The organism is Rhodopseudomonas palustris, assembly GCF_034479375.1.
Classification (GTDB): Bacteria; Pseudomonadota; Alphaproteobacteria; order Rhizobiales; family Xanthobacteraceae; genus Rhodopseudomonas; species Rhodopseudomonas palustris_M.
Window position 1 is genome coordinate 3,392,490 of the sequence record NZ_CP140155.1, and the last position, 22,765, is coordinate 3,415,254.

At 66.8% G+C, this 22,765-nt stretch carries 18 protein-coding genes; 6 read left to right on the forward strand and 12 right to left on the reverse strand.

All coding sequences use genetic code 11. The features are described 5' to 3' along the window. Positions 1-14: 14 nt before the first annotated feature. Complete coding sequence (gene fabI, locus SR870_RS15390; protein ID WP_322514412.1) at positions 15-776, reverse strand: enoyl-ACP reductase FabI; 762 nt, start codon at positions 774-776, stop codon at positions 15-17. A 123-nt stretch (positions 777-899) separates the two neighbouring features. Next, a complete protein-coding gene (locus SR870_RS15395) occupies positions 900-1,769 on the reverse strand; it encodes an ADP-polyphosphate phosphotransferase (protein WP_322514413.1) in 870 nt (289 codons plus the stop codon). Positions 1,770-2,143: 374 nt separating this feature from the next. On the opposite strand from SR870_RS15395, the gene SR870_RS15400 reads away from it, so the two are divergent. Then, complete coding sequence (locus tag SR870_RS15400; RefSeq protein ID WP_322514414.1) at positions 2,144-3,529, forward strand: hypothetical protein; 1,386 nt, start codon at positions 2,144-2,146, stop codon at positions 3,527-3,529. 84 nt (positions 3,530-3,613) lie between these two features. Here the strand turns inward: SR870_RS15400 and SR870_RS15405 are convergent, their stop codons facing one another. Then, on the reverse strand, positions 3,614-4,033 hold the full coding sequence (locus tag SR870_RS15405; protein WP_322514415.1) for a BA14K family protein: 420 nt from the start codon (positions 4,031-4,033) through the stop codon (positions 3,614-3,616). Between the two features lie 225 nt (positions 4,034-4,258). Between SR870_RS15405 and SR870_RS15410 the strand changes: the two genes are divergently transcribed. Next, complete coding sequence (locus SR870_RS15410; protein ID WP_322514416.1) at positions 4,259-6,475, forward strand: trehalose-6-phosphate synthase; 2,217 nt, start codon at positions 4,259-4,261, stop codon at positions 6,473-6,475. A gap of 15 nt (positions 6,476-6,490) precedes the next feature. Here the strand turns inward: SR870_RS15410 and SR870_RS15415 are convergent, their stop codons facing one another. The 5 genes from SR870_RS15415 to SR870_RS15435 all read right to left on the reverse strand — a co-directional run bounded on the left by SR870_RS15415 (position 6,491) and on the right by SR870_RS15435 (position 11,726). Continuing rightward, entirely contained in the window at positions 6,491-7,804 is a 1,314-nt protein-coding gene (locus tag SR870_RS15415; protein ID WP_322514417.1) for a DUF2254 domain-containing protein, read from the reverse strand. Between the two features lie 254 nt (positions 7,805-8,058). After that, positions 8,059-9,645: a Do family serine endopeptidase gene (locus tag SR870_RS15420; RefSeq protein ID WP_322514418.1), complete on the reverse strand. Its 1,587-nt coding sequence runs from the start codon at positions 9,643-9,645 to the stop codon at positions 8,059-8,061. Between the two features lie 455 nt (positions 9,646-10,100). Further along, the gene (locus SR870_RS15425) at positions 10,101-10,592 is read right to left on the reverse strand and encodes a hypothetical protein (protein ID WP_322514419.1); all 492 of its coding nucleotides are present in this window, start codon (positions 10,590-10,592) and stop codon (positions 10,101-10,103) included. Positions 10,593-10,654: 62 nt separating this feature from the next. Continuing rightward, positions 10,655-11,374 (reverse strand): isochorismatase family cysteine hydrolase, encoded by a 720-nt coding sequence (locus tag SR870_RS15430; RefSeq protein WP_322514420.1) that lies wholly within the window; start codon positions 11,372-11,374, stop codon positions 10,655-10,657. Positions 11,375-11,441: 67 nt separating this feature from the next. Continuing rightward, a complete protein-coding gene (locus SR870_RS15435; RefSeq protein ID WP_322514421.1) occupies positions 11,442-11,726 on the reverse strand; it encodes a hypothetical protein in 285 nt (94 codons plus the stop codon). Positions 11,727-11,863: 137 nt separating this feature from the next. On the opposite strand from SR870_RS15435, the gene SR870_RS15440 reads away from it, so the two are divergent. Continuing rightward, entirely contained in the window at positions 11,864-12,952 is a 1,089-nt protein-coding gene (locus SR870_RS15440) for a BMP family ABC transporter substrate-binding protein (RefSeq protein ID WP_322514422.1), read from the forward strand. A 170-nt stretch (positions 12,953-13,122) separates the two neighbouring features. Here SR870_RS15440 and SR870_RS15445 read toward each other — a convergent pair whose 3' ends face one another. After that, positions 13,123-14,088 carry a S1C family serine protease gene (locus SR870_RS15445; RefSeq protein ID WP_322514423.1) on the reverse strand — a complete coding sequence of 322 codons (966 nt, stop codon included), beginning with the start codon at positions 14,086-14,088 and terminating at the stop codon, positions 13,123-13,125. A gap of 238 nt (positions 14,089-14,326) precedes the next feature. Here SR870_RS15445 and SR870_RS15450 point away from each other — a divergent pair, with 238 nt between their 5' ends. The 3 genes from SR870_RS15450 to SR870_RS15460 all read left to right on the forward strand — a co-directional run bounded on the left by SR870_RS15450 (position 14,327) and on the right by SR870_RS15460 (position 17,749). Then, positions 14,327-15,568: an O-antigen ligase domain-containing protein gene (locus SR870_RS15450; protein WP_322514424.1), complete on the forward strand. Its 1,242-nt coding sequence runs from the start codon at positions 14,327-14,329 to the stop codon at positions 15,566-15,568. Positions 15,569-15,608: 40 nt separating this feature from the next. After that, complete coding sequence (galE, locus tag SR870_RS15455; protein WP_322514425.1) at positions 15,609-16,592, forward strand: UDP-glucose 4-epimerase GalE; 984 nt, start codon at positions 15,609-15,611, stop codon at positions 16,590-16,592. A gap of 239 nt (positions 16,593-16,831) precedes the next feature. Continuing rightward, the gene (locus SR870_RS15460; protein ID WP_322514426.1) at positions 16,832-17,749 is read left to right on the forward strand and encodes a WecB/TagA/CpsF family glycosyltransferase; all 918 of its coding nucleotides are present in this window, start codon (positions 16,832-16,834) and stop codon (positions 17,747-17,749) included. Positions 17,750-17,886: 137 nt separating this feature from the next. On the opposite strand, the gene SR870_RS15465 is transcribed toward SR870_RS15460, so the two are convergent. The 3 genes from SR870_RS15465 to SR870_RS15475 are packed head-to-tail and all read right to left on the reverse strand — an operon-like array spanning position 17,887 to position 22,620. Then, the gene (locus SR870_RS15465) at positions 17,887-19,209 is read right to left on the reverse strand and encodes a glycoside hydrolase family 5 protein (RefSeq protein ID WP_322514427.1); all 1,323 of its coding nucleotides are present in this window, start codon (positions 19,207-19,209) and stop codon (positions 17,887-17,889) included. A 10-nt stretch (positions 19,210-19,219) separates the two neighbouring features. After that, entirely contained in the window at positions 19,220-20,557 is a 1,338-nt protein-coding gene (locus SR870_RS15470) for a VpsF family polysaccharide biosynthesis protein (RefSeq protein ID WP_322514428.1), read from the reverse strand. Then, positions 20,554-22,620, reverse strand: coding sequence for an exopolysaccharide transport family protein (locus SR870_RS15475; protein WP_322514429.1), 2,067 nt, complete (start codon positions 22,618-22,620; stop codon positions 20,554-20,556). The genes SR870_RS15470 and SR870_RS15475 overlap by 4 nt, the downstream gene beginning before the upstream one ends. Positions 22,621-22,765: the final 145 nt, after the last annotated feature.

A 22,765-nucleotide genomic window follows, 5' to 3' on the forward strand; every position in this document is an offset into this window, starting at 1 on the left:
AGGCGGCCGGACGATCAGCCGACGACGTGATATCCGGCATCGATGTATTCGATGTTGCCGGTCAGCGCGCGTGCGCCGTCGCTGACCAGGAAGGTCGCGACCTGGCCGACGTCCTCGATGCCGACGAGATTGTGCGCAGGCGCGCGGGCGCGGGTCCGCTCCAGCATTTCGTCGAAGCGGGCGATGCCGGAGGCGGCGCGGGTCTTCAGCGGCCCCGGCGACAGCGCGTGGACGCGGATGCGCTTCACCGCCAGCTCGGCCGCCATGTAGCGCACCGAGCTTTCCAGCGCCGCCTTCACCGGCCCCATCAGATTGTAGTCTTCGACCACCTTCTCGGAGCCGTAGAAAGTGACCGTCAACAGACAGCCGCCGTCCCGCATCAGCGGCTCGGCGAGCTTGGCCATCCGGATGAAGGAATGGCAGGACACGTCCATCGCCATCGCAAAGCCGGCCTGCGAGCAATCCACCACCCGGCCGTGCAGATCCTCCTTCGGCGCGAAGGCGATCGAATGCAGCAGGAAATCGAGCCGGCCCCAGGTCTCGCCGATCTGTGCGAACACCGCCTCGAGCTGGCCCGGCTCACGGACGTCGCAGGGCAGCACGATCGGACTCTGCAACTGCTCGGCGAGCGGCCCGACATAGGGCTTCGCCTTGTCGTTGAGATAGGTGACGGCGAGCTCGGCGCCGGCGTCGCGAAAGGCCCGGGCGCAGCCGAAGGCAATGCTGTCGGCGTTGGCGATCCCGACCACTAGCCCCTTTTTACCTTTTAGCGTCATGTCTTCCTTACCGCGTTGTGGGCACTCCCCTAACCCGGACGGTGTGTCATTGGCGTGACCGACGCGCTTCGACCATCGATCCATGGTGAGATGCCGCACCCCGGCGGAAAGCCGGCACGCAGCCTATTTCAGCAACTGGCTCCGCAATTTCATCAGTTCCTTCCGCCGCGCCGGAGAGGTCTCGGGATACGACATCTTCAGCGCTTCGATCGTTTCCAGAATGATCTGCGACACGATCAGCCTGGTGTTGTGCTTGTCGTCGGCCGGAACCACATACCACGGCGCATCCTCGGAGCTGGTTTCGCTGAGGCAATGCGCATAGGCGTCCATGTAATCGTCCCAATATTTGCGCTCCTCGACGTCGGCGACGCTGAACTTCCAGTTCTTGTCCGGCTCGTCGATCCGCGCCAGGAAGCGCTTGCGCTGCTCCTCCTTCGACAGATGCAGGAAGAATTTGACGATCCGCGTGCCGTTGGCGTGCAGATGCTGCTCGAGATCGCGGATCGAGCGATAGCGTTTGTGCCAGAACTGCTTGCCGAAATTGGTCCCGTTCGGCACCGCCTCGCTCAGCAGAATATTCGGGTGGACGCGGACGATCAGCACCTCCTCGTAATAGGAGCGGTTGAAGATGCCGATCCGGCCGCGCTCCGGCAGGTCCCGCGTGGTCCGCCACAGGAAGTCGTGCTTCAACTCGGCGGGGCTCGGATGCTTGAAGCTGAACACCTGGCAGCCTTGCGGATTGACCCCGGACATCACATGCTGGATCGCGCCGTCCTTGCCGGCCGCGTCCATCGCCTGGAAGATCAGCAGGATCGCATGCCGGTTGCTGGCGTAGAGCAGCTTCTGCTGCTCGGCCAACCGCACCACATGGCTGCGCAGCATCTCCTGGTAGTTCTCCTTGGACTCGTAGGCCGGCTCGACCAGCGTGGGCCATTGATCGAGATCGACTTTGGCGCCTTCCTCGACGCGAAACTGCTTGGTCTTGATCTTCATTCCGGTCCTTTCGACTCCGCGTCCGGGCCTCTGTCCGGCCTGCCCGGCGAAACAAATGGCCGGCCATCGCAACCGGGCAGCGGCCGATCAGGCCCGGACGACGTCGGCCACAATAGTCAGTGTTCGTTCATGATCGGTAGCGTATACCCGTTTGGTCTGATCAGGGAGCCATCCGGCGAGCGGGCCGGACACAAAGCGACCTCAATTTGACGCAATGACCGGCCGGACGGCCGAGCTGCTGATCTCGCCCTTCTTGTAGGATCGTCGGGAATGAGTATGGTGCTGCGAGCGAGGGGCCGGCAAGGCCACAACCACGCGCCTGCCAGATCCAGCCGAGCGATCGCCGCATTCAACGGCTGACAAGACTCAACGACATGGAAACGTCCGTTCAGACCAAGCTCATCGCCGCGCAGTCGCGCCGCACCACATCGGCGCGGATCGCGATGTTCGCGCTGCCGCTGCTGCTGCTCGCGCCCGCTTTGTGGAACGGCTACCCGCTGCTCCAGTACGACACCGGCGGCTATCTGGCGCGCTGGTACGAGGGCTACCTGGTGCCGAGCCGGTCGACGAGCTACGGCATCTATCTGCATCTCGGCGAATCCTCGCAGTTCTGGATCAACCTCGGCTTTCAGGCGATCGCCGTGCTGTGGATCCTGCAACTGACGCTGCGGGTGTTCGGTATCACCCGGCCGTTCCGGCTCGCCGCGATCGGCGTCGCGCTGGTCGCCACCACGGCGCTGCCGTGGATCACCAGCATGCTGCTGACCGACATCTTCGCGGGTCTCGCGGTGCTGACGTTGTACCTGCTGGTCGCCTGCCGCGACCGCACCTCGGGACTCGAGAAGGCGCTGCTGATCGCCTTCACCGCCTTTGCGGCCGCCACCCACAGCGCCACGCTCGGCGTGCTGACCGGATTGTGCTGCGCCGGCTGGCTGCTGCTGCCGTTCCTGCGTGGCCGGCTCTCCGCCGTCGGACTGGCGCAGGGCAGCATCACCATCGTCGCCGGCTCGCTGCTGCTGCTCGCCACCAACTACGCGCTGTCCGGCACCGTGGCCTGGACGCCGGGCGGCTCCAGCGTCGCGTTCGGCCGGATGCTGCAGGACGGCCTCGTCAAGCGCTATCTCGACGACCATTGCGCCACCGTGAAGCTCAAGCTCTGCCCCTACAAGAACGAACTGCCGCCGACCGGCGACGACTTCCTGTGGGGCGGCAACAACATGTTCGACAAGCTCGGCCGCTTCGAGGGGCTGAGCGGCGAGATGGAGTTCATCTCGCGCGAGGCGCTGAAGGCCTATCCGTGGCTGCAGGCCAAGGCCGCCGCCAAGGCGACCTGGGACCAGCTCGTGCATGTCGGCACCGGCGAAGGCACCAACGGCTGGCTGCCGCACACCTACGGCATCATCGAGCGCTATCTGCCCGATCAGTCCACGACGATGCGCGCGGCGCGGCAACAGCATTGGGACATCAATTTCAACGCGGTGAACTGGGTGCACATCCCGGTGGCGCTCGGCTCGATGGCGCTGCTGCTCGTGATCCTCGGCCGCGCGGCCTGGCGGCGCGAGCTCGACGACGTGACGCTGTTCGCCGGCTTCGTCGCCACTGCGCTGCTCGGCAATGCGCTGATCTGCGGCGTGATCTCCGGCCCGCACGACCGCTACGGCGCGCGGCTCGTCTGGATCGCGACCTTCGTGGTGCTGATCGCCGCGATCAAGTACTTCATCGACGGCCGCAACGCAGACGGCGACGAAGCCGCGGACTGATCACCGACTGATCACCGATCTCCGCACATCAAAAAGCCGCCCGGGAGATCCCGAGCGGCTGATCGATTTCGTCATGCCCTGACGTTACGGGCAGGAATGGCGATTGCCGTCGTAGCCGAGATAGGTGCCCGACGCCGGATCGTAGGACCGGAAGCGCTGCGAGCAATACGCCACCGCGTCGCCGCCGCGGGCCTGCGCCTGGCTGTTGGCGATCGCACCGCCGATGATCGCGCCGGCGGCGAGACCGCCGAGCGCCGCACCGGCCCCATAACCATAGCCCCGGTGACCGTAGCCGCGATGACCGTAGCCATAGCCGCGGTGGCCGTAGCGCGGGCCGCCGTGCCAGCCGCCGCGATGACCGCGATACTGAACCTGCTCGACGTTGGACGTGGTGACGGTGGGCTTCGCCGCGGCCATCAGCGGCGCGGCCGCAGCCGGGACCGTCGCGACTGCCAGCGATCCAGCGATCAGCGCCATGGCCGGCAGCATATGTGACATCTTCATCTTCGAATTCCTTTCCTCATGTGCGTCTGCCGGGCTAACGGCCGCCCATCCGCGGCGTTCCGTTTTTCCCCGCCTGCAGCGACAATTCGCCCGCATTGCGTGCCCCATCGTACCTAACGCATCGATGGAACGGGGGATCGGGTTTTCTGCCGAGAATCATTCGTGACTGACGCGGCGGGGCGCGTGGTGTAAACAGCAGCGGGTCGCATGGGGGAACTTCGGTCGATGCCGCGCTATATGGCAGCTCTGAAATATCTCGGTCTCGGCCTGCTGGTGACGTTGCTTCTCGGATTGGCGATCGCGCCGTTTTCCAAGCGCCTGGTCGAGCAATGGTCGCGCAGCGACGTCGAGGCGCGCTCGCGGCTGGTCTACAACGCGATCCAGCATCAGGTCGTCGGCGCGATGGCCGACGACAATGTGGTTCAGCTCTCGGTGAGCTTCGAGGCGGTCGCGCTCGATCAGCGGATCCTCGCCGTCGCGCTGTGCAGCGATCAGGGCCGGCTGATCGCGCCGACCAAATTGATGCCGAAGACGTTCTCCTGTGAGAAGGTGGCACGTTCGGAGGGCGTGAGCTTCTCCACCATCGTGATCGACGGTCGCCGGGTCATGGTCGCCGCCTTCCCGGTCGTCGAGCGGGCGCACAAATCCTATCTGATCATCCTGCACGATCTCAGCTTCGTCGACGTCCGCTCCAACGAAGCCCAGGGCTTCATGATCGCGGCGCTGGTCGGCGTGGCGCTGATGATCGCCGGCGGCGCGGCGATTTTCGTCCTGGTGGTGCTGCGCGGCTGGATGAACGCGTTGCGGCGCGCGGTCGACGACGTCCGCTCCGGCGCGGCGCCGCAACGGCCGACGCGCGACCCGTCGGCGATCGACCTGCAGATCAAGAAGCTGCTGAGCGAAGTCGAAACCGGCCGCCATTCGATCTCCTCGGCGCAGATCGAATGGTCGCCGGCGACTCTACAGCAATTGCTGCATTCGACGCTGCCCGACGCCGAAGTGCTGATCGTCTCGAACCGCGAGCCCTATATCCACAATCGCGACGGCGACCGGATCGAGGTGCAGATTCCGGCGAGCGGCCTGGTGTCGGCGCTGGAGCCGGTGATGCGCGCCTGCGGCGGCACCTGGATCGCGCATGGCAGCGGCAACGCCGACCGCGACACCGTCGACTCCCACGACCGCATCGAGGTGCCGCCCGATCATCCGTCCTACCGACTCCGCCGGATCTGGATCACCGACGAGGAACAGGACGGCTTCTATTACGGCTTCGCCAATGAAGGCATGTGGCCGCTGTGCCATATCGCCTTCGTGCGGCCGTCGTTCCGGGAATCCGACTGGAAGGCCTATCAGCAGATCAACGAGCGCTTCGCCGCCGCCGTCGTCCAGGAGGCCCGGACCGACAATCCGATCGTGCTGGTGCAGGACTATCACTTCGCGCTGGCGCCGCGGATGATCCGCGATCGGCTGCCGAAGGCGACCATCATCACCTTCTGGCACATCCCGTGGCCGAACGCCGAGACCTTCAGCATCTGTCCGTGGAAGGAGCAGATCATCGACGGCCTGCTCGGCTCCACCATCCTCGGCTTCCACACCCAGTTTCACTGCAACAATTTCTTCGAGACCGTCGACCGCTTCGTCGAGAGCCGGATCGACCGCGAGCACGCCACCGTCACGCTGTCGGGCCATGAAACCATGGTGCGCGCCTATCCGATCTCGATCGAATGGCCGCCGGCGGCGCTGGACGGCCAGCCGCCGGTCGAAACCTGCCGCAGCGAGGTGCGCCAGCAGCTCGGTCTCGCCGCCGACGTCAAGATCGCGGTCGGCATCGAGCGCTTCGACTACACCAAGGGCATTCTCGACCGCATGAAAGCGGTCGACGATCTGCTGACCCGCCAGCCGCAATGGAAGCGGCGGCTGGTGTTCGTCCAGGTGGCCGCGCCGACGCGCAGCAAATTGTCGAGCTACAGCACGCTGCAGGACGACGCGGTGGCGCTCGCCGACGACATCAACCGCCGGCACGGCACGAACGACTACCAGCCGATCGTGCTGCTGATCCGGCATCACAGCGCGCGCGAAGTATTCAAGCTGTTCCGCGCCGCCGACGTCTGCATCGTCAGCAGCCTGCACGACGGCATGAATCTCGTCGCCAAGGAATTCGCCGCCGCCCGCGACGACGAGCGCGGCGTGCTGGTGCTGTCGAGCTTCACCGGCGCCTCGCGCGAACTATCCGAAGCGCTGATCGTCAATCCGTATCACGTCCACGAAATGGCGACCGCGCTCGACACCGCGCTGCGGATGCCGGAGCACGAGCAGCAGGAGCGGATGCGCGCGATGCGTCAGCAGATCCGCGAGTGGAACGTGTACCGCTGGGCCGGCCGGATGCTGATCGACGCCGCCACCAGCCGCCGCCGCCAGCGCATTCTCGATCTCGCCGAAGGCTGAGCGCAGAGCGCGTCGCTACAGCCTGAACGGACCGAGCGGGCCGAGTTCGACGACATCCATGAACGCCCGATAGCGGCTGCGCACATCCGCGAGATCGTCCCTCGAGCCGACCTCGCGCTCGGCGTCGGCCATCACCAGGTCGGCATGTTTGCGCACGCTGGAGAGCCGCGGCGGATCGCGCTCGACGCTCGCCACCTGGGTCAGCACGTCGAGCATCCCGATCAGCACCGAGGGATTGCCGGCGGCGTTCTGCCGGATCATGTGGAACATCGCGTCGACCAGCTCGTCGTACTGCACGTGCGGCACCACCAGCACGATGCGCCCCTGCTTGACCACAACGCCGTTTCGTAACTGCAGAGGCTGCATTTCGCACAGCGCGGCGCCGAGCCGGTTGAGCACGCTGAGCGCGGTGTTGGGATCGTTGATGCCGGGTGACAGCGCGCGCACCGCGACCTCGACCAGTTGCCGCACCGCGAAGCGCAGATCGTCCGACGATGTGAGCGTCTGGCTGAGCGCCGTCGCGTTGCGGACGGCCTGTTCCGCGCCCTCGCGCGGTGGCTTGATCAGCGCGATCGGCGCACCGGGAAAGACATAGTCTCCGGGACGGATCAGCAGGCGGATCTCGGCCTCCTGTTCGCACGCCCAGGTCGCCAGCCCGTCGTCGTCGAGATGATGCAGATATCCGGCGCGCCGATCGCGGATCGGCTCGGCGTCGCGCCAATGCGCGGGCGGAGGCGGCGGCGGCACCGGCTGCGGCTCGTGCTCCGCAAGCTCGCTGATCACGTTGCGCACGTCGTCGCTGACCAGGCCGATCACGGTGTCGACGTTGATCCGGCTCGCCATGTGATCGACGAAATACACCAGCGTGGCGACGCAGACGAAGGCGAGCGCGATTCCGACGCCGAGCGCGAGGTGGGGAACGAAGGCGCCCTCGTCCGCGGTGCGGACGCTGCGCAGCACGATCAGCGCGTAGCAGAACGTGCCGAGGAAGATGCCGAGCGTGATCTGGTTGCCGCGGTCGCGGGTGAAGTTGCGCAGCAGCCGCGGCCCCATCTGCCCCGCGGCCAGCGACAGCGCCGCGATGGTGATCGAGAACACCGTGCCGGCGACGCCGATCGTCGACGACGCCACCGCGCCCAGCAGGGTGCGCGCGCCGGTGGGGCCGCCGTTGTAGAGCCAGTTCTCCAGCAACCAGGCCGGCACGCCGCCGTTGCGATCGATCTCGACCAGGCCGAACGCCGCGACCGAGCCGAGCAGCACCAGCAAGGCGGGCAACAGCCAGAAGGTGTCGGCGACATCGTCGTAGAGCTTGCGAAGGCGCGCGTTCACGGCAATCCCGTCGGTTCGGCTCGAGCCCGGTCGCGTCGATCAACGTGGCCGCCGACCGACGCGGGCATCGACTCCCGATACGTTAATTCGGAACCGACCAAGTGGCGGCCCGCCGAAAAGTTCCATCTCCGGATCGAAGACGCCTGCGCCGACGACATCGCACCCGTCGGCTTCGCATTGGGCGTGCGGCACGAACAAAGGGCGGCCTCGCGGCCGCCCTTCGGGTGATGCCGAGTTCGATCGGTTCTTGACGATCAGCCTTTGGCGATCGGCACCGCGACGAAGCGCGCGGCGGAATCCGCGGTCTTGACCCGCATCAGCACGGTCTTCTTGCCGTGCTCGCTGGCCTGCTTCAGCGCGTCGCGGACGTCGCCGGAATTGGCGACCGCCTTGCCGCCGACGTCGAGGATGACGTCGCCGCTGCGCAGGCCGCGATCGGCCGCCGGGCCTTGCGGGTCGACGCCGGTGACGACGACGCCCTTCTGGCCGGATCCGGCGACCTCGCCCGCCGGCGCGACGCGCAGGCCGAGATAGGGCCGGCCGGACTCGCGCCCGGCATCGCCGCTGTCGGCGACTTTCGCGCTCTCGTTCGGCATCTCGGCCAGACTGAGCGTCACCGTCTTGCTGTCACCCTTGTGCAGCACGTCGAGCTTCACCGAGCTGCCCGGCGCCATCATGCTGATGGTCCGCGCCAGCGCGCGGGAGTCCTTGATCTCCGCGCCGTTGACCGCGGTGATGACGTCGCCGGCGGCGATCCCCGCCTTGGCGGCCGGGCTGCCGTCCTGCGGGCTGTCGACCAGCGCGCCGCGGGCCTGCTTCAGCCCCATGCTGTCGGCGATCTCGGCGGTCACCGGCTGCACCTGCACGCCGAGCCAGCCGCGCGTCACCACACCCTTGTCCTTCAACTGCGCGATGACGAGCTTGGCGGTCGCCGCCGGAATGTCGAAGCCGATGCCGACCGAGCCGCCGGAGGGCGAATAGATCGCGGTGTTGACGCCGATGACGTTGCCGCTGGTGTCGAACGCCGGCCCGCCGGAATTGCCCTTGTTGATCGGCGCGTCGATCTGGACGTAGTCGTCATACGGGCCGGAGCCGATGTCGCGACCGCGCGCCGAGACGATGCCGGCCGTGACGGTGCCGCCGAGACCGAACGGATTGCCGACCGCGACCACCCAGTCGCCGACCCGCGCCGGCTGATCGGCGAATTTCACGTAAGTGAAGTCGTTCTTGCCGTCGACCTTGATCAGCGCCAGATCGGTCTTCTTGTCGGTGCCGACGACCTTGGCGGTGTGGACGGTGCCGTCATCGGTCGTGACCTGCACCGACTTGGCGTGATCGACGACATGGTTGTTGGTCACCGCATAGCCGTCCGGCGAGATGAAGAAGCCGGAGCCTTCGCCGGTGACCATGTGATGGCGCTGCGGCACGCCCTGCTGGCCGCGGAAGCCGAACTGCCGGAGAAACGGACTGAGCTGCTGGTCGAGGTCGCGATCCATGCCTTGATTGCCGTTGTCGTCGCTGCCGTCGTTGCGGATCAGCGGCGTGGTGCGGCTGTCCTCGTCGATCTTGACGCGCACCGAGATCACCGCCGGCTTCACCTTGCTGACGAGATCGCCGAAGCCGGCGGGCGCACCGGAGGGCGATGCGGCTTCGGCCGCGAGCGCCGGCGACGCGAACGACGGAAACTCGTGCGTCATATATCCGCCGGTGACCAGAGCCGCGCTCAGGGCTGCGGCGGACGCCAGCAGAGCAAAGCGCCGCGGCTTCATGATCCGGCGGAGCTGCAAATCCGATTTCGGGGTGTAGTCGATGTCGTTGCGATCCGTCTCATTTTGATTCATGGCGAGGCTCCAGTGAGTGGTGAACGGGGCGTGAACTACTCGCTGGAATATAGAGAGCCGACATTACGCGAAGCTGTTTGGCGAATTAATCTTTGGACAGAGAGGGCCGCCGAATGAGATCGATGCGTCCACGACTACGCGGCGCGCGCGAACGACCTGTCCGAAATTTCATGAAGAGCAGGAGATCGAGAGAGGCGGACGGAGCGCAACGAAGCAGGCAGACCCAACGCGGCAGCCAGCGAACTCACTCAGCTGAAGCAGCTTGAATCCGTAGTCTTTGGAAATCCGTGTCTTCGTCATGGCCGGGCTCGTCCCGGCCATCCACGTCTTATCGCCTCGCACGGTCCCAACACGTGGATGCCCGGGACAAGCCCGGGCATGACGTGGGTGTTGTCATTGGTATCAACTCGGGACGTGATGGAGCGGCAGCGCGTGCCTGCTCCTCGCACCGCGCCTCAGCGTTTGCGTAGCGACACCGAGACGTTGCGCACATTGGTACCTTGCGGCACGATCGACACCGATTGCGACGCGCCGCGGGTCGCGACCGACAGCGCGGCCGAAAAACCCGGGCCGCCGACCTGCGCGTCGACGCGCCCGCCGCGCGCCGTGCCGGTGACCTGCCCATTGGCGTTGCGGCTCGCTTCGGTCCATGTCCCGGAGATCCGGCCGCCGCTTTCCTCGACATGACTGGTGATGTCGAACTTTGCACTCGCGCTGGCGCACTTCAGGGTTTGTTGCAGCAGACGTCCGCCGCCGGCCACCGCATAGGACGCGCGGCAGCGGATGCGTTCGGCCGAGCCGTCGGACAGCTCCACCTTGCCGCTGCCGTCCCAATAGCCGGCCATGCCGTCGAACGCGCCGGCTGCGAAGCTCGTGGTGGAGAGCATCGCGAACGAGCCCGACAGTACGACAACGGACAGAAGCCGCGCAGCGGAATGAGTTCTCATATGTTGGTTCCTTTCAGTGCGAACGCCGGGGGAAACAACCGCGAAGGACCGTTCCGGTTTCGTCAATTGCCGGTGATCGCCCGGTCATCGACGATCGGCGCCATCGCCGCGAGCACCGCGGCGGAGTCCGCAACCCATCCGAAGATACCGCCCTGCGCCTTGATCATGGCGAGCCCGGCGTCGTGAAAATCGGGAAAGTACGACGCGCAGCCGTCGCCGATGACCACGCAGCGATAGCCGCGGTCGTTGGCTTCGCGCACCGTGGTGTTGACGCAGACCTCGGTGGTGACGCCGCACACCAGCAGATTTTCGATGCCGTATTTCTGCAGGATGTCGCCGAGTTCGGTGGCGTAGAACGCGCCCTTGCCGGGCTTGTCGATCACGATCTCATCCTCGCGAGGATACAACGCAGGGATGATGTCGTGGCCCGGCTCGCCGCGGATCAGGATCCGGCCCATCGGCCCGGGGTCGCCGATCCGCAGCGACGGCGCGCCACGCTCGAGCTTGGCCGGCGGCGCATCGGCGAGGTCCGGCCGATGGCCTTCGCGGGTGTGAACCACCAGCAGCCCCATCGCCCGCGCCGCCGCCAGCACCGACGCGATCGGCCCGACCGCGCGGCCGAGCCGCGAGACGTCGTTGCCCAGCGTCTCGCCGAAGCCGCCCGGCTCCAGGAAGTCGCGCTGCATGTCGATGATCAGTAGAGCGGTCGCCGCCCAGTCGAGCGCGATCGGCGCCGGTTCGGCGGCGATCGTGGCGGAGGCTGAAGAAATCGTGCTGGCCATCGTTCTTGCTCCGCGATCGGAATCGATCGCAGCATAGAGCAACGGGCGGAGCGGATGAAGGCGGCGCTCAGCCGATCAGCAAGGCGGCCAGGGTGCCGAGAATGGTGCCGGCGCAGGCGGCCGACAGGCCGAACACCGAGCTCCACACCACAAAATACAGGATCACGGAGCCAAGGTTCTTTTCCAGATCGGCGCCGTACATCAGAAACGACACGGCGCAGGCGACCAGCAGCACGGCGGCGACGCCGATCCGCACCCACAGCGCCCGGCGCGGCGCGCGCGCGACGAACCACGCGGCCCAGCCGAAGCCCGCGGCCAACACCAGCCAGAAGATGATCAAGCGAACAGCCATTCTGATTCCCTTGGTACAGGTTTTGGCGTAGCGCGTGAAGCCGACGATCGGATGACGCATCGCGCCGGCGGCATTTTTCGGGTAGGTTGGGCGGTCTGCGTAGGTGGGCCCGGCCGCGGGCGAAACTGGAGAAACCGATGAGAGCGTCGATTGCAGCCGCGGTTCTGATTCTGGCGGCGGGCTGCGCAGCAGCGACCGGCGCCGCGGCGCAGGACCAGCCCGCCAGGCTCAAGATCGGCTTCGTCTATATCGGCTCGGTCGGCGATTTCGGCTGGACCTATCAGCACGACCAGGCGCGCAAGGCGATCGTCAAGGAATTCGGCGACAGGGTCGAGACCACCTCCCTCGAAAACGTCAGCGCGGGCCCGGCCGCCGAGCGCTCGATCGAGCAGCTCGCGCGCGCCGGCAACAGGCTGATCTTCAGCACCTCGGTCGACTATATGGAGCCGACCATCAAGGTCGCGAAGAAATATCCCGATGTGAGATTCGAGCTCGCCACCGGCACCAGGCGCGAGGCCAATGTCGCGACCTATTCGGGCCGATTCTACGAGGGGCGGACCATCGAGGGGACGATCGCCGCGAAGATGTCGAAGAAGGGCGTGATCGGCTATGTCGGCTCGTTCCCGGTGCCGGAGGTCATCTCCGACATCAACGCCACGATGCTGGCGGCGCGGAAGATCAACCCGGCCATCAGGATCAGGATCGTCTGGGTCGGCTCCTGGTTCAATCCCGGCAAGGAAGCGGACGCCGCGAAGGCTCTGCTCGATCAGGGCGCCGACGTGATCATGCAGAGCACCGACAGCGCGGCGGCGATGCAGGTGGCCAACGAGCGCGGCGCGCTGGCCTTCGCGCAGAATGCCGACATGATCAAGCTGGGGCCCAAGGCCCAGCTCACCGGCATCGTCGCCGACTGGACGCCGTACTACCTCGCGCGCGTCCGGGCGGTGTTCGCGAACGAGTGGAAGTCGGGCGCGACCTGGGGCGGGCTGAAGGACAGGATGATCCTGATGGCGCCCTACACCAACATGCCGGAGGACGTGAAGAAGCTCGCGGCCGAGACCGAAGCCGGCATCATCGACGGCAACATCAAGCCGTTCGCCTGCCCGATCCGCGACCAGGACGGCAAGGACATCGAGTGCAAGGGCGGCGACCGCCTCGACGACAGCCAGATCCTCGGCATGAATTTCTTCGTCGAGGGAATCGACGACAAGGTGCCGGGCAAGTAGTCCCGCGAGACTGGCGAGCGTCGCGGACCGCCGCGCCGTCATCGCCCGGCTGACCCAGTATTCCAGAGCGCCAGCTCATCGACGTGCGCTCGCCGCAGATGCTCCGGAGTACTGGATCCCCGCCTTCGCGGGGATGACGGCTCACGAGCAATGTGGCGCCGCGCCGGCCCTCAATGCATCCGCGGCCCTTTGAGGAACTTGGCGCGATCCGCCGAATGCAGCACGACGTCGAAGGTGGCGCCGCCGCTGAACAGCGTCAGCGGGACCTCGACGCCGGCTTCGCCGAGCGCCCACACCTTGCGATAGAATTCGGCCTCGCTCGTCACCTTGTCGCCCGCGACGGCGAGAATCACGTCACCCGATTTCAATTCGGCGCGCGCGGCGGGCCCCTTCGGGGCGATCCCGACCACGACGATCCGGTCCTCGATCTCGGTCGAATACAGCCCGAGCCACGGCCGCGGCGGCTTGTCGACCCGGCCGAATTTGCGCAGATCGCCCAGCACCGGCTTCAAGAGATCGATCGGCACCGCCATGTTGTAGTGCTCGTCGCTGCCGCTGCGCTCGATCTGCAGCGAGCCGATGCCGATCAGCTCGCCGGCGGCGGAGATCAATCCGGTGCCGCCCCAGTTCGGATGCGACGGTTCGGTGAAGATCGCGTCGTCGATCAGATATTCCCAATAGCCGGCGAAAGGCTGCCGCGCCGCGATCCGCCCCGCGACCGACCGAACGCGGCCGCCGACGCCGCCGATGATCACGCGATCGCCGGTCTTCGCCGCGCTGGAATTGCCGAGCCGCAGCGGCGGCAGGTCGATCGCGCCGAGCGCCTGCACCAGGCCGAAGCCGCTGTCGGAATCGATGCCGAGCGCGTGGCCCTCGACCGCCCGGCCGTCGCCGAGATGCAGCCAGACCGTCTCCGCCTCGGTGATCAGATAGCCGATGGTCAGCAGCAAGCCGTCGTCGATCAGGACGGCGTTGCCGGCGCGTTCGGTGCCGAGCGTGTTCGCGGTGAACGCGTCGGGCGGAATGATGGCGTGCAGGCCGAGCACTGCCGACAGCACGCGGTCGAGGTCGAACGGAAAGTCCGAAGCGCGCGGCCGGATCGCGGCCGGCACATTCCATTCGGGCAAGGAAGGCATCCGGCGTCTCCATTGTGCATCAGCGCAACCGGAAATATCGGCACCCCGGGGGCCAATTGCAAGCCGACGGGCCGCGCCCTGCCCCCGCGCCGCGCTTCGCGATAATCCAGCGTTAATCTCGGTTTCCTACACTCGCCGCGAGGCGGACAGCCCGATGCGAGCGACCGCGCGCCTCCGCACCGCGTGCCGTGCGCCCGCAAACACGGACTGTTCCAGCCGTCGACGCAAGGTTGCAGCGATGACCGACTTTGCCATCACGGCCGCCCCTTCCCCGGCGACGGCGCCACGGCTGCGAGCCCTGCAGCTCGCTTTGCTGTGGTTCGTCGGCGCCAGCGGCGCGATCGTCTTCATCGAGCCGAGCCCGTATGAATTCGCGATCCTGCTGTCGATCGTGGTGTTCTTCGCCTCCGGCCTGCGGATCACGCCGGCGCTGATCGTGCCGATCGCGCTCTTGATCGGCGTCGAGCTCGGCTACACCGTCGGCGCCAGCTCCCTTCTCGACGATCCGATCATCCTGAACTGGCTGCTGACGTCGTGGTACATGGCGATCACCGCGATATTCTTCGCGCTGGTGACGCTCGAGAACACCGGCGACCGGATCGAGGCGCTCGCCAAAGGCTATCTGGTCGGCGGGCTGATCGCGTCGCTGGCCGGGATCGCCGGCTATTTCAACCTGATCCCGGGCGCCACGGATCTGCTGACCTATGCGGGGCGCGCGCGCGGCACCTTCAAGGACCCGAACGTGCTCGGCGCGTTCCTGATCTTTCCGGCGGTCTACGCGCTGCAGCGGGTGATCGAAGGCTCGTTCTGGAGCGCGATGCGCAATGCGATCGCGTTCGGCATCATCGCGCTGGCGATCTTCCTGGCGTTCTCGCGCGCCGCCTGGGGCACGCTCGCCGGCGCATCGATGCTGACGATCGCGCTGATGTTCGTCACCGCGCCGACGCAGCAGCGGCGGCTGCGGATCGTGATGCTGGCGGCGCTCGCCGGCCTGCTGCTGGTCGCGGCGATCGCGGTGCTGCTGTCGTTCGACCGGATCGACGCGCTGTTCAAGGAGCGCGCCAGCTTCTCGCAGCCCTACGACAGCGGCCGGTTCGGCCGGTTCGGCCGGCATCTGCTCGGCGCCGGCATGGCGCTGGACTATCCGACAGGGATCGGGCCGCTGCAGTTCCGGCGGTTCTTTCCCGAGGACACCCACAATTCGTTCCTCAACGCCTTCATGTCCGGCGGCTGGATCAGCGGCATCCTGTATCCGGCCCTGGTGTTCATCACCGCGGCCTACGGCCTGCGCAACGTCTTCGTCCGCACGCCGTGGCAGCGCACCTACATCGCCATCGTCGCGACCCTGATCGTGACGCTACTGGAAAGCTTCATTATCGATACCGATCACTGGCGGCACTATTTCATGCTGATCGGCTTGACCTGGGGCGTCGCAATTGCGAGCAGTCGCATCCGGTTCCAGAGCAACGCCGGGCCCTGACATCCGCGACCCTGTGAAACGCAGCGACGAGAAGCCCGACATGGACAGTTACATCCTCGTCACCGGCGGCGCCGGCTATATCGGCAGCCATATGACGCTGGCGCTGCAGGCCGCCGGCGAACGGCCGCTGGTGATCGACGATCTCTCGGCCGGGCTGCGTGGCGCCGTGCCCGCAGGCGTGCCGTTCTTTCAGGGCTCGGTCGGCGATGCCGGCTTCGTCGGCGACATCATGGAGCGCCACCCGATAGCAGCGATCATCCATTTCGCCGCCAGCGTCGTGGTGCCGGAATCGGTGGCGAACCCGCTGGCCTATTATCGCAACAACACCGCCAACGCCCGCACGCTGATCGACTGCGCGGTGCAGCGGAAGATTCCGCATGTCGTGTTCTCGTCGACCGCGGCGGTGTATGGCGAGCCCGACCGCAATCCGATCGGCGAGGATCAGCCGACGCAGCCGATCAATCCGTATGGCCGTTCGAAACTGATGGTCGAATGGATACTCGGCGATGTCGCCCGCGCCCATCCGCTGAGCTACGCGGCGCTGCGCTACTTCAACGTCGCCGGCGCCGATCCCGACGGCCGCGCCGGTCAGTCGTCGCCGAACGCCACGCATCTGATCAAGATCGCCGTGCAGGCCGCGCTCGGCAAGCGCGACGGCCTCGACGTGTTCGGCACCGACTATCCGACCGCGGACGGCTCCTGCATCCGCGACTACGTCCATGTCGCCGACCTCGTCGCGGCCCATCTCGACGCGCTGCGCTATCTGCGCGCCGGCAAACCCAGCGTCACCTGCAACATCGGCTACGCCAACGGCTATTCGGTGCTGGAGGTGATCGACGTGGTGAAGCGCGTCTCGGGCGTCGATTTCCCGGTCCGCATCAAGGGCCGCCGCGCCGGCGACCCCGCGGCGCTGGTGGCCGCGAACGATCGGGCGAAGAGCCTGCTGGGCTGGACGCCGCGCTACGACGATCTCGAGACCATCGTCCGCCACGCGCTCGCCTGGGAACGCCGCCTCCCCGCCTGAGGCGGTGCGTCCGCCGATGCGTCATCGCGGCACGCCGGCCCGCGCCGGCACAGGCCTGCCACATCGCGGGACATCCGGGCGAAATTGCCGGCCTATTTTCAACCGGGCAGTTAACCGTTTTACCTTGTTGAACGGATGCGGTTAAGCAGCGATTGCACGGCCGTTAAGATGAGCTAATTGTTCTATTCGAAATGATCGAACAGCGCGTCTTGAACCAGCATCGACCAGCGGAATCCGCAATGCCCCACGTGCAAGTTGCCGGCCGAGAGCCGAACCATGCGCCCGGCGAACGACGGGATTCGGATCGCCGCGTCGCGCCGTTCTCGATCCCCGACTCGCTCGCCGATCTGACGTTCGGCGAGCGTCGCGTCGCGGGCGATCGCCGGCGCAACCGATTTCCGCAATGGAAGCGCAACGTCATCGGCGGGCTGCCGATCGTGGTCGCCGACCGCGCCGAGACCGCGACCGCGATGGTCGACGAGGCGCTGAAGCGCCGCGGGCTGTGGCGCCATCCCGCCTACATGACCTCGACCAACGGCGAGGTGACCTATCGCTGTGCGGTCGATCCGTCCCAGCACGCGATGTTTCTGCAGGCCGATGCGATCCATGCCGACGGCATGCCGCACGTCTTCGTCTCGCGTTTCAAATGCGACGTGCCGCTGCCGGAACGCGTCGCCACCACCGACCTGTTCCACGATGTCGCGCGCGAAGCCGGCGCGCGCGGCGCCACGATGTTCATGCTCGGCGCCGACGAGACCTCGAACCAGCGCGCCGCCGAGTTGGTCGCGAGGCGATATCCCGACGTCCGCCTGGTCGGCCGCCGCAACGGATACTTCGCCGACGAGGCGGAAGAGATCGCCGCCTGTGAGCGGATCTCCGAACTCGCGCCGGACATTCTCTGGATCTCGATGGGCGTGCCGCGCGAGCAGGTGTTCATCGCCAGGCATCGTCACCGCCTCACCACGATCGGCGTCATCAAGACCTCCGGCGGCCTGTTCGACTTCCTGTCGGGATCGAAGCCGCGGGCGCCGCAGTGGATGCAGCGGATCGGCCTGGAATGGCTGTGGCGGATGGCGCTCGAGCCGCGCCGGCTCGGGATGCGCTATCTCAAGACCAACCCCTACGCGATGTATCTGCTGCTGACGCAGACGCGGTGATGCGGTTCACTGATCGATGTCGTCATGGCCGGGCTTGTCCCGGCCATCCACGTCTTCGGACCCAGCACCACTGCAGGTCGTGGATGCCCGGCACAAGGCCGGGCATGACGGACACGGGCTTCAGCGGCTGACCTGCTCTACTTGCGCGGCCGCATCAGCATCTCGTCGGTGATCGCGATCTGATCCGGTCGATAATGGCCGACGCCCCATTCGGTCTGCAGGCCGAACGGCGGATCGTTCGACGGCCCGATCAGCCACCAGCTTCCGCTGACCGGCTGCTGATCGCCCGAAAACGTCGGGCCGCCCTCGCCGCCGTATTTGCCGTTCATGTAGTCGATCAGATTGCGCGCCCATTCGCGGGTCTCGGGCGTGCGCAGCGACGCGCCCATCTCGCCGATCCACACCGGCGCGATGTCGTCGCGAACGAGATAACCCCAGGTGTGGTTCATCCGGTCGATGAAGCCCTTGCCGGTTTCGGGAATGCCCCAGCGCTTGGTGTCGGCGATCTCTTCCGGATATTCGTGGATCGAGTACACCAGCTTGTTCGGAATCTTCAGCCGCACCGGATTGGCGCCCGCCGCGGTGAGATTGCCCGCGGGGGCGGCATGGCGCGGATCCATGCCCGAGGATTCCGGCGGCGGCCTGTAGGTTTCCGGGCCTTCGCAGATGATCAGCACCCGCGGCTCGACGTCCTGGATCGCCGAGCCGACGTCCTCGCACATCGCCTTGATGTCGGTCGGCCCGCCGCCGCCCCAGGTGATGCGGCCGCGATCGCCGTTCGGCTCGTTGTGCAGATCGTAGCCGATCACGGTGGGATTATTGGCGAAGGTCTTCGCCACCAACAGCCAGTTCTGCTTGAATTGCTCCGCCGTGACCCGGCCCGGCACCAGGCCGTCGGTGTTGTCGGTGCCCGGGCCGAGATCGAACCACAGCCCGTTGCGCTGCTGCCCGGCGGTGCCCTGATTGGTGTGGTGATTGAAGATCACCTTGAGGCCGATGTCCTGCGCGTAGTCGACGATGCGCCGGAACGCCACCAGCGTCGTGCCGTAGCGATAGCGCCCCTGCGCGTTCGGCGTGTCGCTCGCCAGGAGTTCCGGATTGAGCGTGGTGTTGATCCAGCCGAGCCGGTCGCTGTAGCCGTTGAGCGGCGTGGTCAGGCCGATATCGGTCCAGGGAATCCGCACCGCATTGAAGCCAGCGGCGACGATCGAATCCAGTACGGTCCGGTAGCTGACCTTCCAGATCCCCGACGGCGCCGCGCCGGGCGGCCCTTCGGTGCCGTTCCAGCCGATCGAGGCGATCCGCATCGGCCGGCCGGCATCGTCGATGATCTGGCTGCCGCGCGTGCTGAGCCAGCCGCGCGGCAGCAGCATGCCGCCGCGGCCCGCCGGCTGCAGATCGGCGGCCTGCCGGACGATCGCCGGCGGATCGGCGAGGTGGTTCGGCACGGCGGCGTCCATCGCGCCCTCCTCAGCTCACATAGTTCGGCGGCGCATCCGGCCGGCGGAACAACGTCGCCACCACGATCAGGAAGATCGCGAAGGTGAAGAACCGCCCGGCGAACGAGCCGAAAGTGCTGCACAGGAAGAAGAAGACCGCGATCGGAAAGACCGCCTTCGCGGTCATCCGCCGATACGCCTCCCACATCAGCAGCAGGATGCCGAGCATGATCAGCGACGCGACGATGACGCCCTGGAACACGCTCATCTGGATGAACGGGTTTTCCACGCCCCATTCCAGCCCGTACGAATAGACCTGCGACCGCACATAGTCGGTATGCGCGCCCCACAACAGGTCGCCCCAATCGAACGACAACAGCAGCGGCACCATCAGCCAGCGGGTGCGCGCGCTGCCGCCGTCCTCGGTGAAGCGGTCGAGCAGCGGATCGAACGCGCCGATCGCCGCCAGCACTGCGATCGCCGCGATCCCGACCGGGATGATCGAGAACAGGACGATCAGGCCGCGCTGCGACACCTTCATGCCTGCCGCGACGCGGAACATTCCCCACAGCAGCATGCCCGCCATGATCAGTCCGGTCAGCAGGAACGCGGTACGCCCGCCGAAGGCTAGCAACGCCGCGCATTGCAGGAGGATCATCGGCATCCGCAGATTCGGCCGCAGCGCTTTGCCCGCGCCGCACAGCAGGCTGACGATGTAGACGCAGGTGATGGTCGCGGCGTGCAGCGGGTGGCTGAGAAACGCCGTCGCCCGCGGCTCGACCGTCGTCATGCCGTCCGGCGAATAGGTGATCAGCGGAAAGATGTTGAACCCGATCGCCAGCTCGACCACCGCCAGCACCGCATTGACCAGGAAGAACCAGTGCAGGAAGCGCTCGAGCCGGTCCATGTTGTCCGGCGTCACGAACGGCAGCAGCATGGCGCACAGGAACAGATGCAGGTCGGTGTCGAAATACATGCCGAAGCCGTTGCGGCCGTCGACGACGATGTTGATCACCGCGAAGGTGGCGGCGCAGAAGAAGAAGATCGTGCCGAGCCTGGTCGCGAGATAATAGCGCGCGAGATCGCCCTTCTGCGGATAGGTGATCAGGAACACCGCGAACAGCAGCACGATGAAATAGGTCGAGACGTGAATCTTGGTGATCGGCGAACCGCCGATCGCGCTGTAGTCGTAGCCGATCAGGTCGAGCACGTTGGCCGACACCACGAACAGCAGCACGATATAGACCGCCATCATTTTCTGGACGAGCGGTGGCGCGAACGGCAGCCGCAGCCGGATCGTCGAGGCGGCCGGGGCGGCGGGCGCGAACGCGACCGGCGGATGCGGCGCGCCGTGACCGCCCATGGTCATGCCGCCACCGAGACGTCCGGCTCGACGAAGACGACCCGCGCCTTCACCTGACGCAGCTTCAGCAGATCGACCAGGATGGCGGCGTCCTCGCTCTTGCCGCCGGGTCCCTGCGCCAGGAACACGACTTCGTCGGCCAAATAGTACAGACCGAATTCGGACGCGGTCGATCCCATCTCGCCGCCGTCGACGATGACGCGGTCGAAGTCGCGCAACTGCCGGAACGCCAGCGACAGCGCCTGGCGGGCGCGCGGGTCGCGCTCGGCGACGGCCGACAGCCCGACCGGCACGATCCGCATCGCGGTCGGCTTGTGCAACTGCACCACCTCGTTGATCGCGGCGATTCCGGCCATCACGTCGCGCAGGCCGGGCGCCTTGTCGAAGCCGAGCCGCGACGTCGTCCGGTGCCGCGCGAGATCGGCGTCGACCAGCATCACGTCCATCTCGTTGGCGATCACTGCGCGCGCGAGCTGCAGCGCGACGTCGTCGAGCCAGGCGGCGCGCTGCACCTGCACCAGCACCATGGTGTGGCCCTGCGGCGCCGCGAGCAGATCCTCGCTCAGCGCGCTCAGCCGGCCGGCGTGATGTTGCGCGATCACCGCGGGGCGGAACGCCGGCGCCGGCTCGGCCGCGGCGCGCGCCGGAACGTCGGGTTCGGCGACGGCGTCCGGCTCCGGTCCACGGTCCTGACGATCGAAGTAATCGCGCGCCAGCGCCAGCGCGATGCCGATGGTGAGCCCGGCGAAGATCGCGGCGGCGAGCATGATCATCGCCGGCGGCCAGCTCTTGTTCTCCGGCGTCGTGGCGCGGGAGATCAGCCGGATGTTGGTGGTGTCGATGCCCTGCCGCTCCTCGGCGGTCTTGGCCTTGGCGAGGAAACTCTCGTAGACGATCCGGCTCGACTCCGCCTTGCGCTCGAGTTCGCGCAGCGGCACCAGCAGCTTTTCGTTGGCCTGCGACTGCGTCTTCAGCGCGTCGAAATTGGCCTGCAGGGTCTGCACATTGGTGCGTTCGCTGGCGTAGGTGTTGCGGACCGATCGCGCGATCGTCTTCAATTCGCGCTGGATCGCCGCCTGGACGTCGCGGACCTGCGCGCGCGCCGCCTGCAGCGCCGGATGATTGGGGCCGTCGATCTGCGCGAGCTGCGCCTCTTCGCGCGACGCGTCGGCGAGCCGCCCGCGCAACTGCACGATCGCGGCCGACTGCATCGCCTCGGGCACCGCGTCGAGGCCGGCGTCGCCGTGCTCGATGGTTTCGATCAGCCGCACGCGGGCCTGCGCATCGGCGAGCCTCGTCTTGGCGTTGGTCAATTGGGTGTTGGCTTCGTCGAGCTGCTGCTCGCTCACCATCCGGCTGCGCGCGCCGACCAGATTGTTGGCGGCCTTGTAGGCGGCGACCGCCTCCTCGCCGCGCTTGACCTCCTGCCGCAGCTTGCCGAGCTGCGCCGAGATCGCCTCCGAGGTCCGGCGCTGGAACGCCGAATTGGCGCCGGCCTGCTCTTCGAGATACGAGGTCGCGACCGCATTGGCGAGCGCCGCCGCGCGCGGCGCGGTGTCCGCCGACGCCAGAATGTCGATCACGAAGGAGCGGTCGATCCGCCGCGTGGTGACTTTCTTCCGCAGATTTCGCAGCGTGACCAGCGCGCGATCCTCCGGCTTGCCGAGCCCGATCAGCGCCTTCACCAGCCGGCCGAGGCCGACGCGCTCGCCGTTGAACTCCGGATCGTTCTGCAGGTTCATCTGCTCGATGACGCGGTTCAGCACCTCGTTCGAGGTGATGATCTTGAGCTGGCTCTCGACCAGCAGCAGGCCGTCGCCGGGAACCGAATTCTGCAGCGGATCGTCCTTCGGCGTGTACTGATCGCGCGGGTCGACGAACACCTGCGCGGTGCCGGTGTAGGCAGGATGCGCGACCAGCAGATAGGCGACGACCAGCGCGCACAGCGCCAGCGGAACGCCGAACACCCAGTTCCTGCGCCGCGCCAGAATGCCGACGACGTTTCTGAAATCGACCCCGTCGGAATCGCGGCCTTCGGGGATGGTGGGTGAGGACGGCCTGGGCGACATGATGCGGTACACACTCGCTTGTCTACATACTCGGATCATCCGCCGCGCCGGCCGATGATGGAAGCGCGGCCTCGTGCCGCAAGCCTCGCGCGGCCGTCGAGCGGCGGAGCGACGCATGCGGCGAACTGGAAGCCCGAGCCGCCTT

What these genes read in the sequence shown, in the direction of transcription:
- fabI (WP_322514412.1), bottom strand. Translation starts at nt 776, where the DNA reads ATGACGCTAAAAGGTAAAAAGGGGCTAGTGGTCGGGATCGCCAACGCC.
- SR870_RS15395 (WP_322514413.1), bottom strand. Translation starts at nt 1,769, where the DNA reads ATGAAGATCAAGACCAAGCAGTTTCGCGTCGAGGAAGGCGCCAAAGTC.
- SR870_RS15400 (WP_322514414.1), top strand. Translation starts at nt 2,144, where the DNA reads ATGGAAACGTCCGTTCAGACCAAGCTCATCGCCGCGCAGTCGCGCCGC.
- SR870_RS15405 (WP_322514415.1), bottom strand. Translation starts at nt 4,033, where the DNA reads ATGAAGATGTCACATATGCTGCCGGCCATGGCGCTGATCGCTGGATCG.
- SR870_RS15410 (WP_322514416.1), top strand. Translation starts at nt 4,259, where the DNA reads ATGCCGCGCTATATGGCAGCTCTGAAATATCTCGGTCTCGGCCTGCTG.
- SR870_RS15420 (WP_322514418.1), bottom strand. Translation starts at nt 9,645, where the DNA reads ATGAATCAAAATGAGACGGATCGCAACGACATCGACTACACCCCGAAA.
- SR870_RS15425 (WP_322514419.1), bottom strand. Translation starts at nt 10,592, where the DNA reads ATGAGAACTCATTCCGCTGCGCGGCTTCTGTCCGTTGTCGTACTGTCG.
- SR870_RS15430 (WP_322514420.1), bottom strand. Translation starts at nt 11,374, where the DNA reads ATGGCCAGCACGATTTCTTCAGCCTCCGCCACGATCGCCGCCGAACCG.
- SR870_RS15435 (WP_322514421.1), bottom strand. Translation starts at nt 11,726, where the DNA reads ATGGCTGTTCGCTTGATCATCTTCTGGCTGGTGTTGGCCGCGGGCTTC.
- SR870_RS15440 (WP_322514422.1), top strand. Translation starts at nt 11,864, where the DNA reads ATGAGAGCGTCGATTGCAGCCGCGGTTCTGATTCTGGCGGCGGGCTGC.
- SR870_RS15445 (WP_322514423.1), bottom strand. Translation starts at nt 14,088, where the DNA reads ATGCCTTCCTTGCCCGAATGGAATGTGCCGGCCGCGATCCGGCCGCGC.
- SR870_RS15450 (WP_322514424.1), top strand. Translation starts at nt 14,327, where the DNA reads ATGACCGACTTTGCCATCACGGCCGCCCCTTCCCCGGCGACGGCGCCA.
- galE (WP_322514425.1), top strand. Translation starts at nt 15,609, where the DNA reads ATGGACAGTTACATCCTCGTCACCGGCGGCGCCGGCTATATCGGCAGC.
- SR870_RS15460 (WP_322514426.1), top strand. Translation starts at nt 16,832, where the DNA reads ATGCCCCACGTGCAAGTTGCCGGCCGAGAGCCGAACCATGCGCCCGGC.
- SR870_RS15465 (WP_322514427.1), bottom strand. Translation starts at nt 19,209, where the DNA reads ATGGACGCCGCCGTGCCGAACCACCTCGCCGATCCGCCGGCGATCGTC.
- SR870_RS15470 (WP_322514428.1), bottom strand. Translation starts at nt 20,557, where the DNA reads ATGACCATGGGCGGTCACGGCGCGCCGCATCCGCCGGTCGCGTTCGCG.
- SR870_RS15475 (WP_322514429.1), bottom strand. Translation starts at nt 22,620, where the DNA reads ATGTCGCCCAGGCCGTCCTCACCCACCATCCCCGAAGGCCGCGATTCC.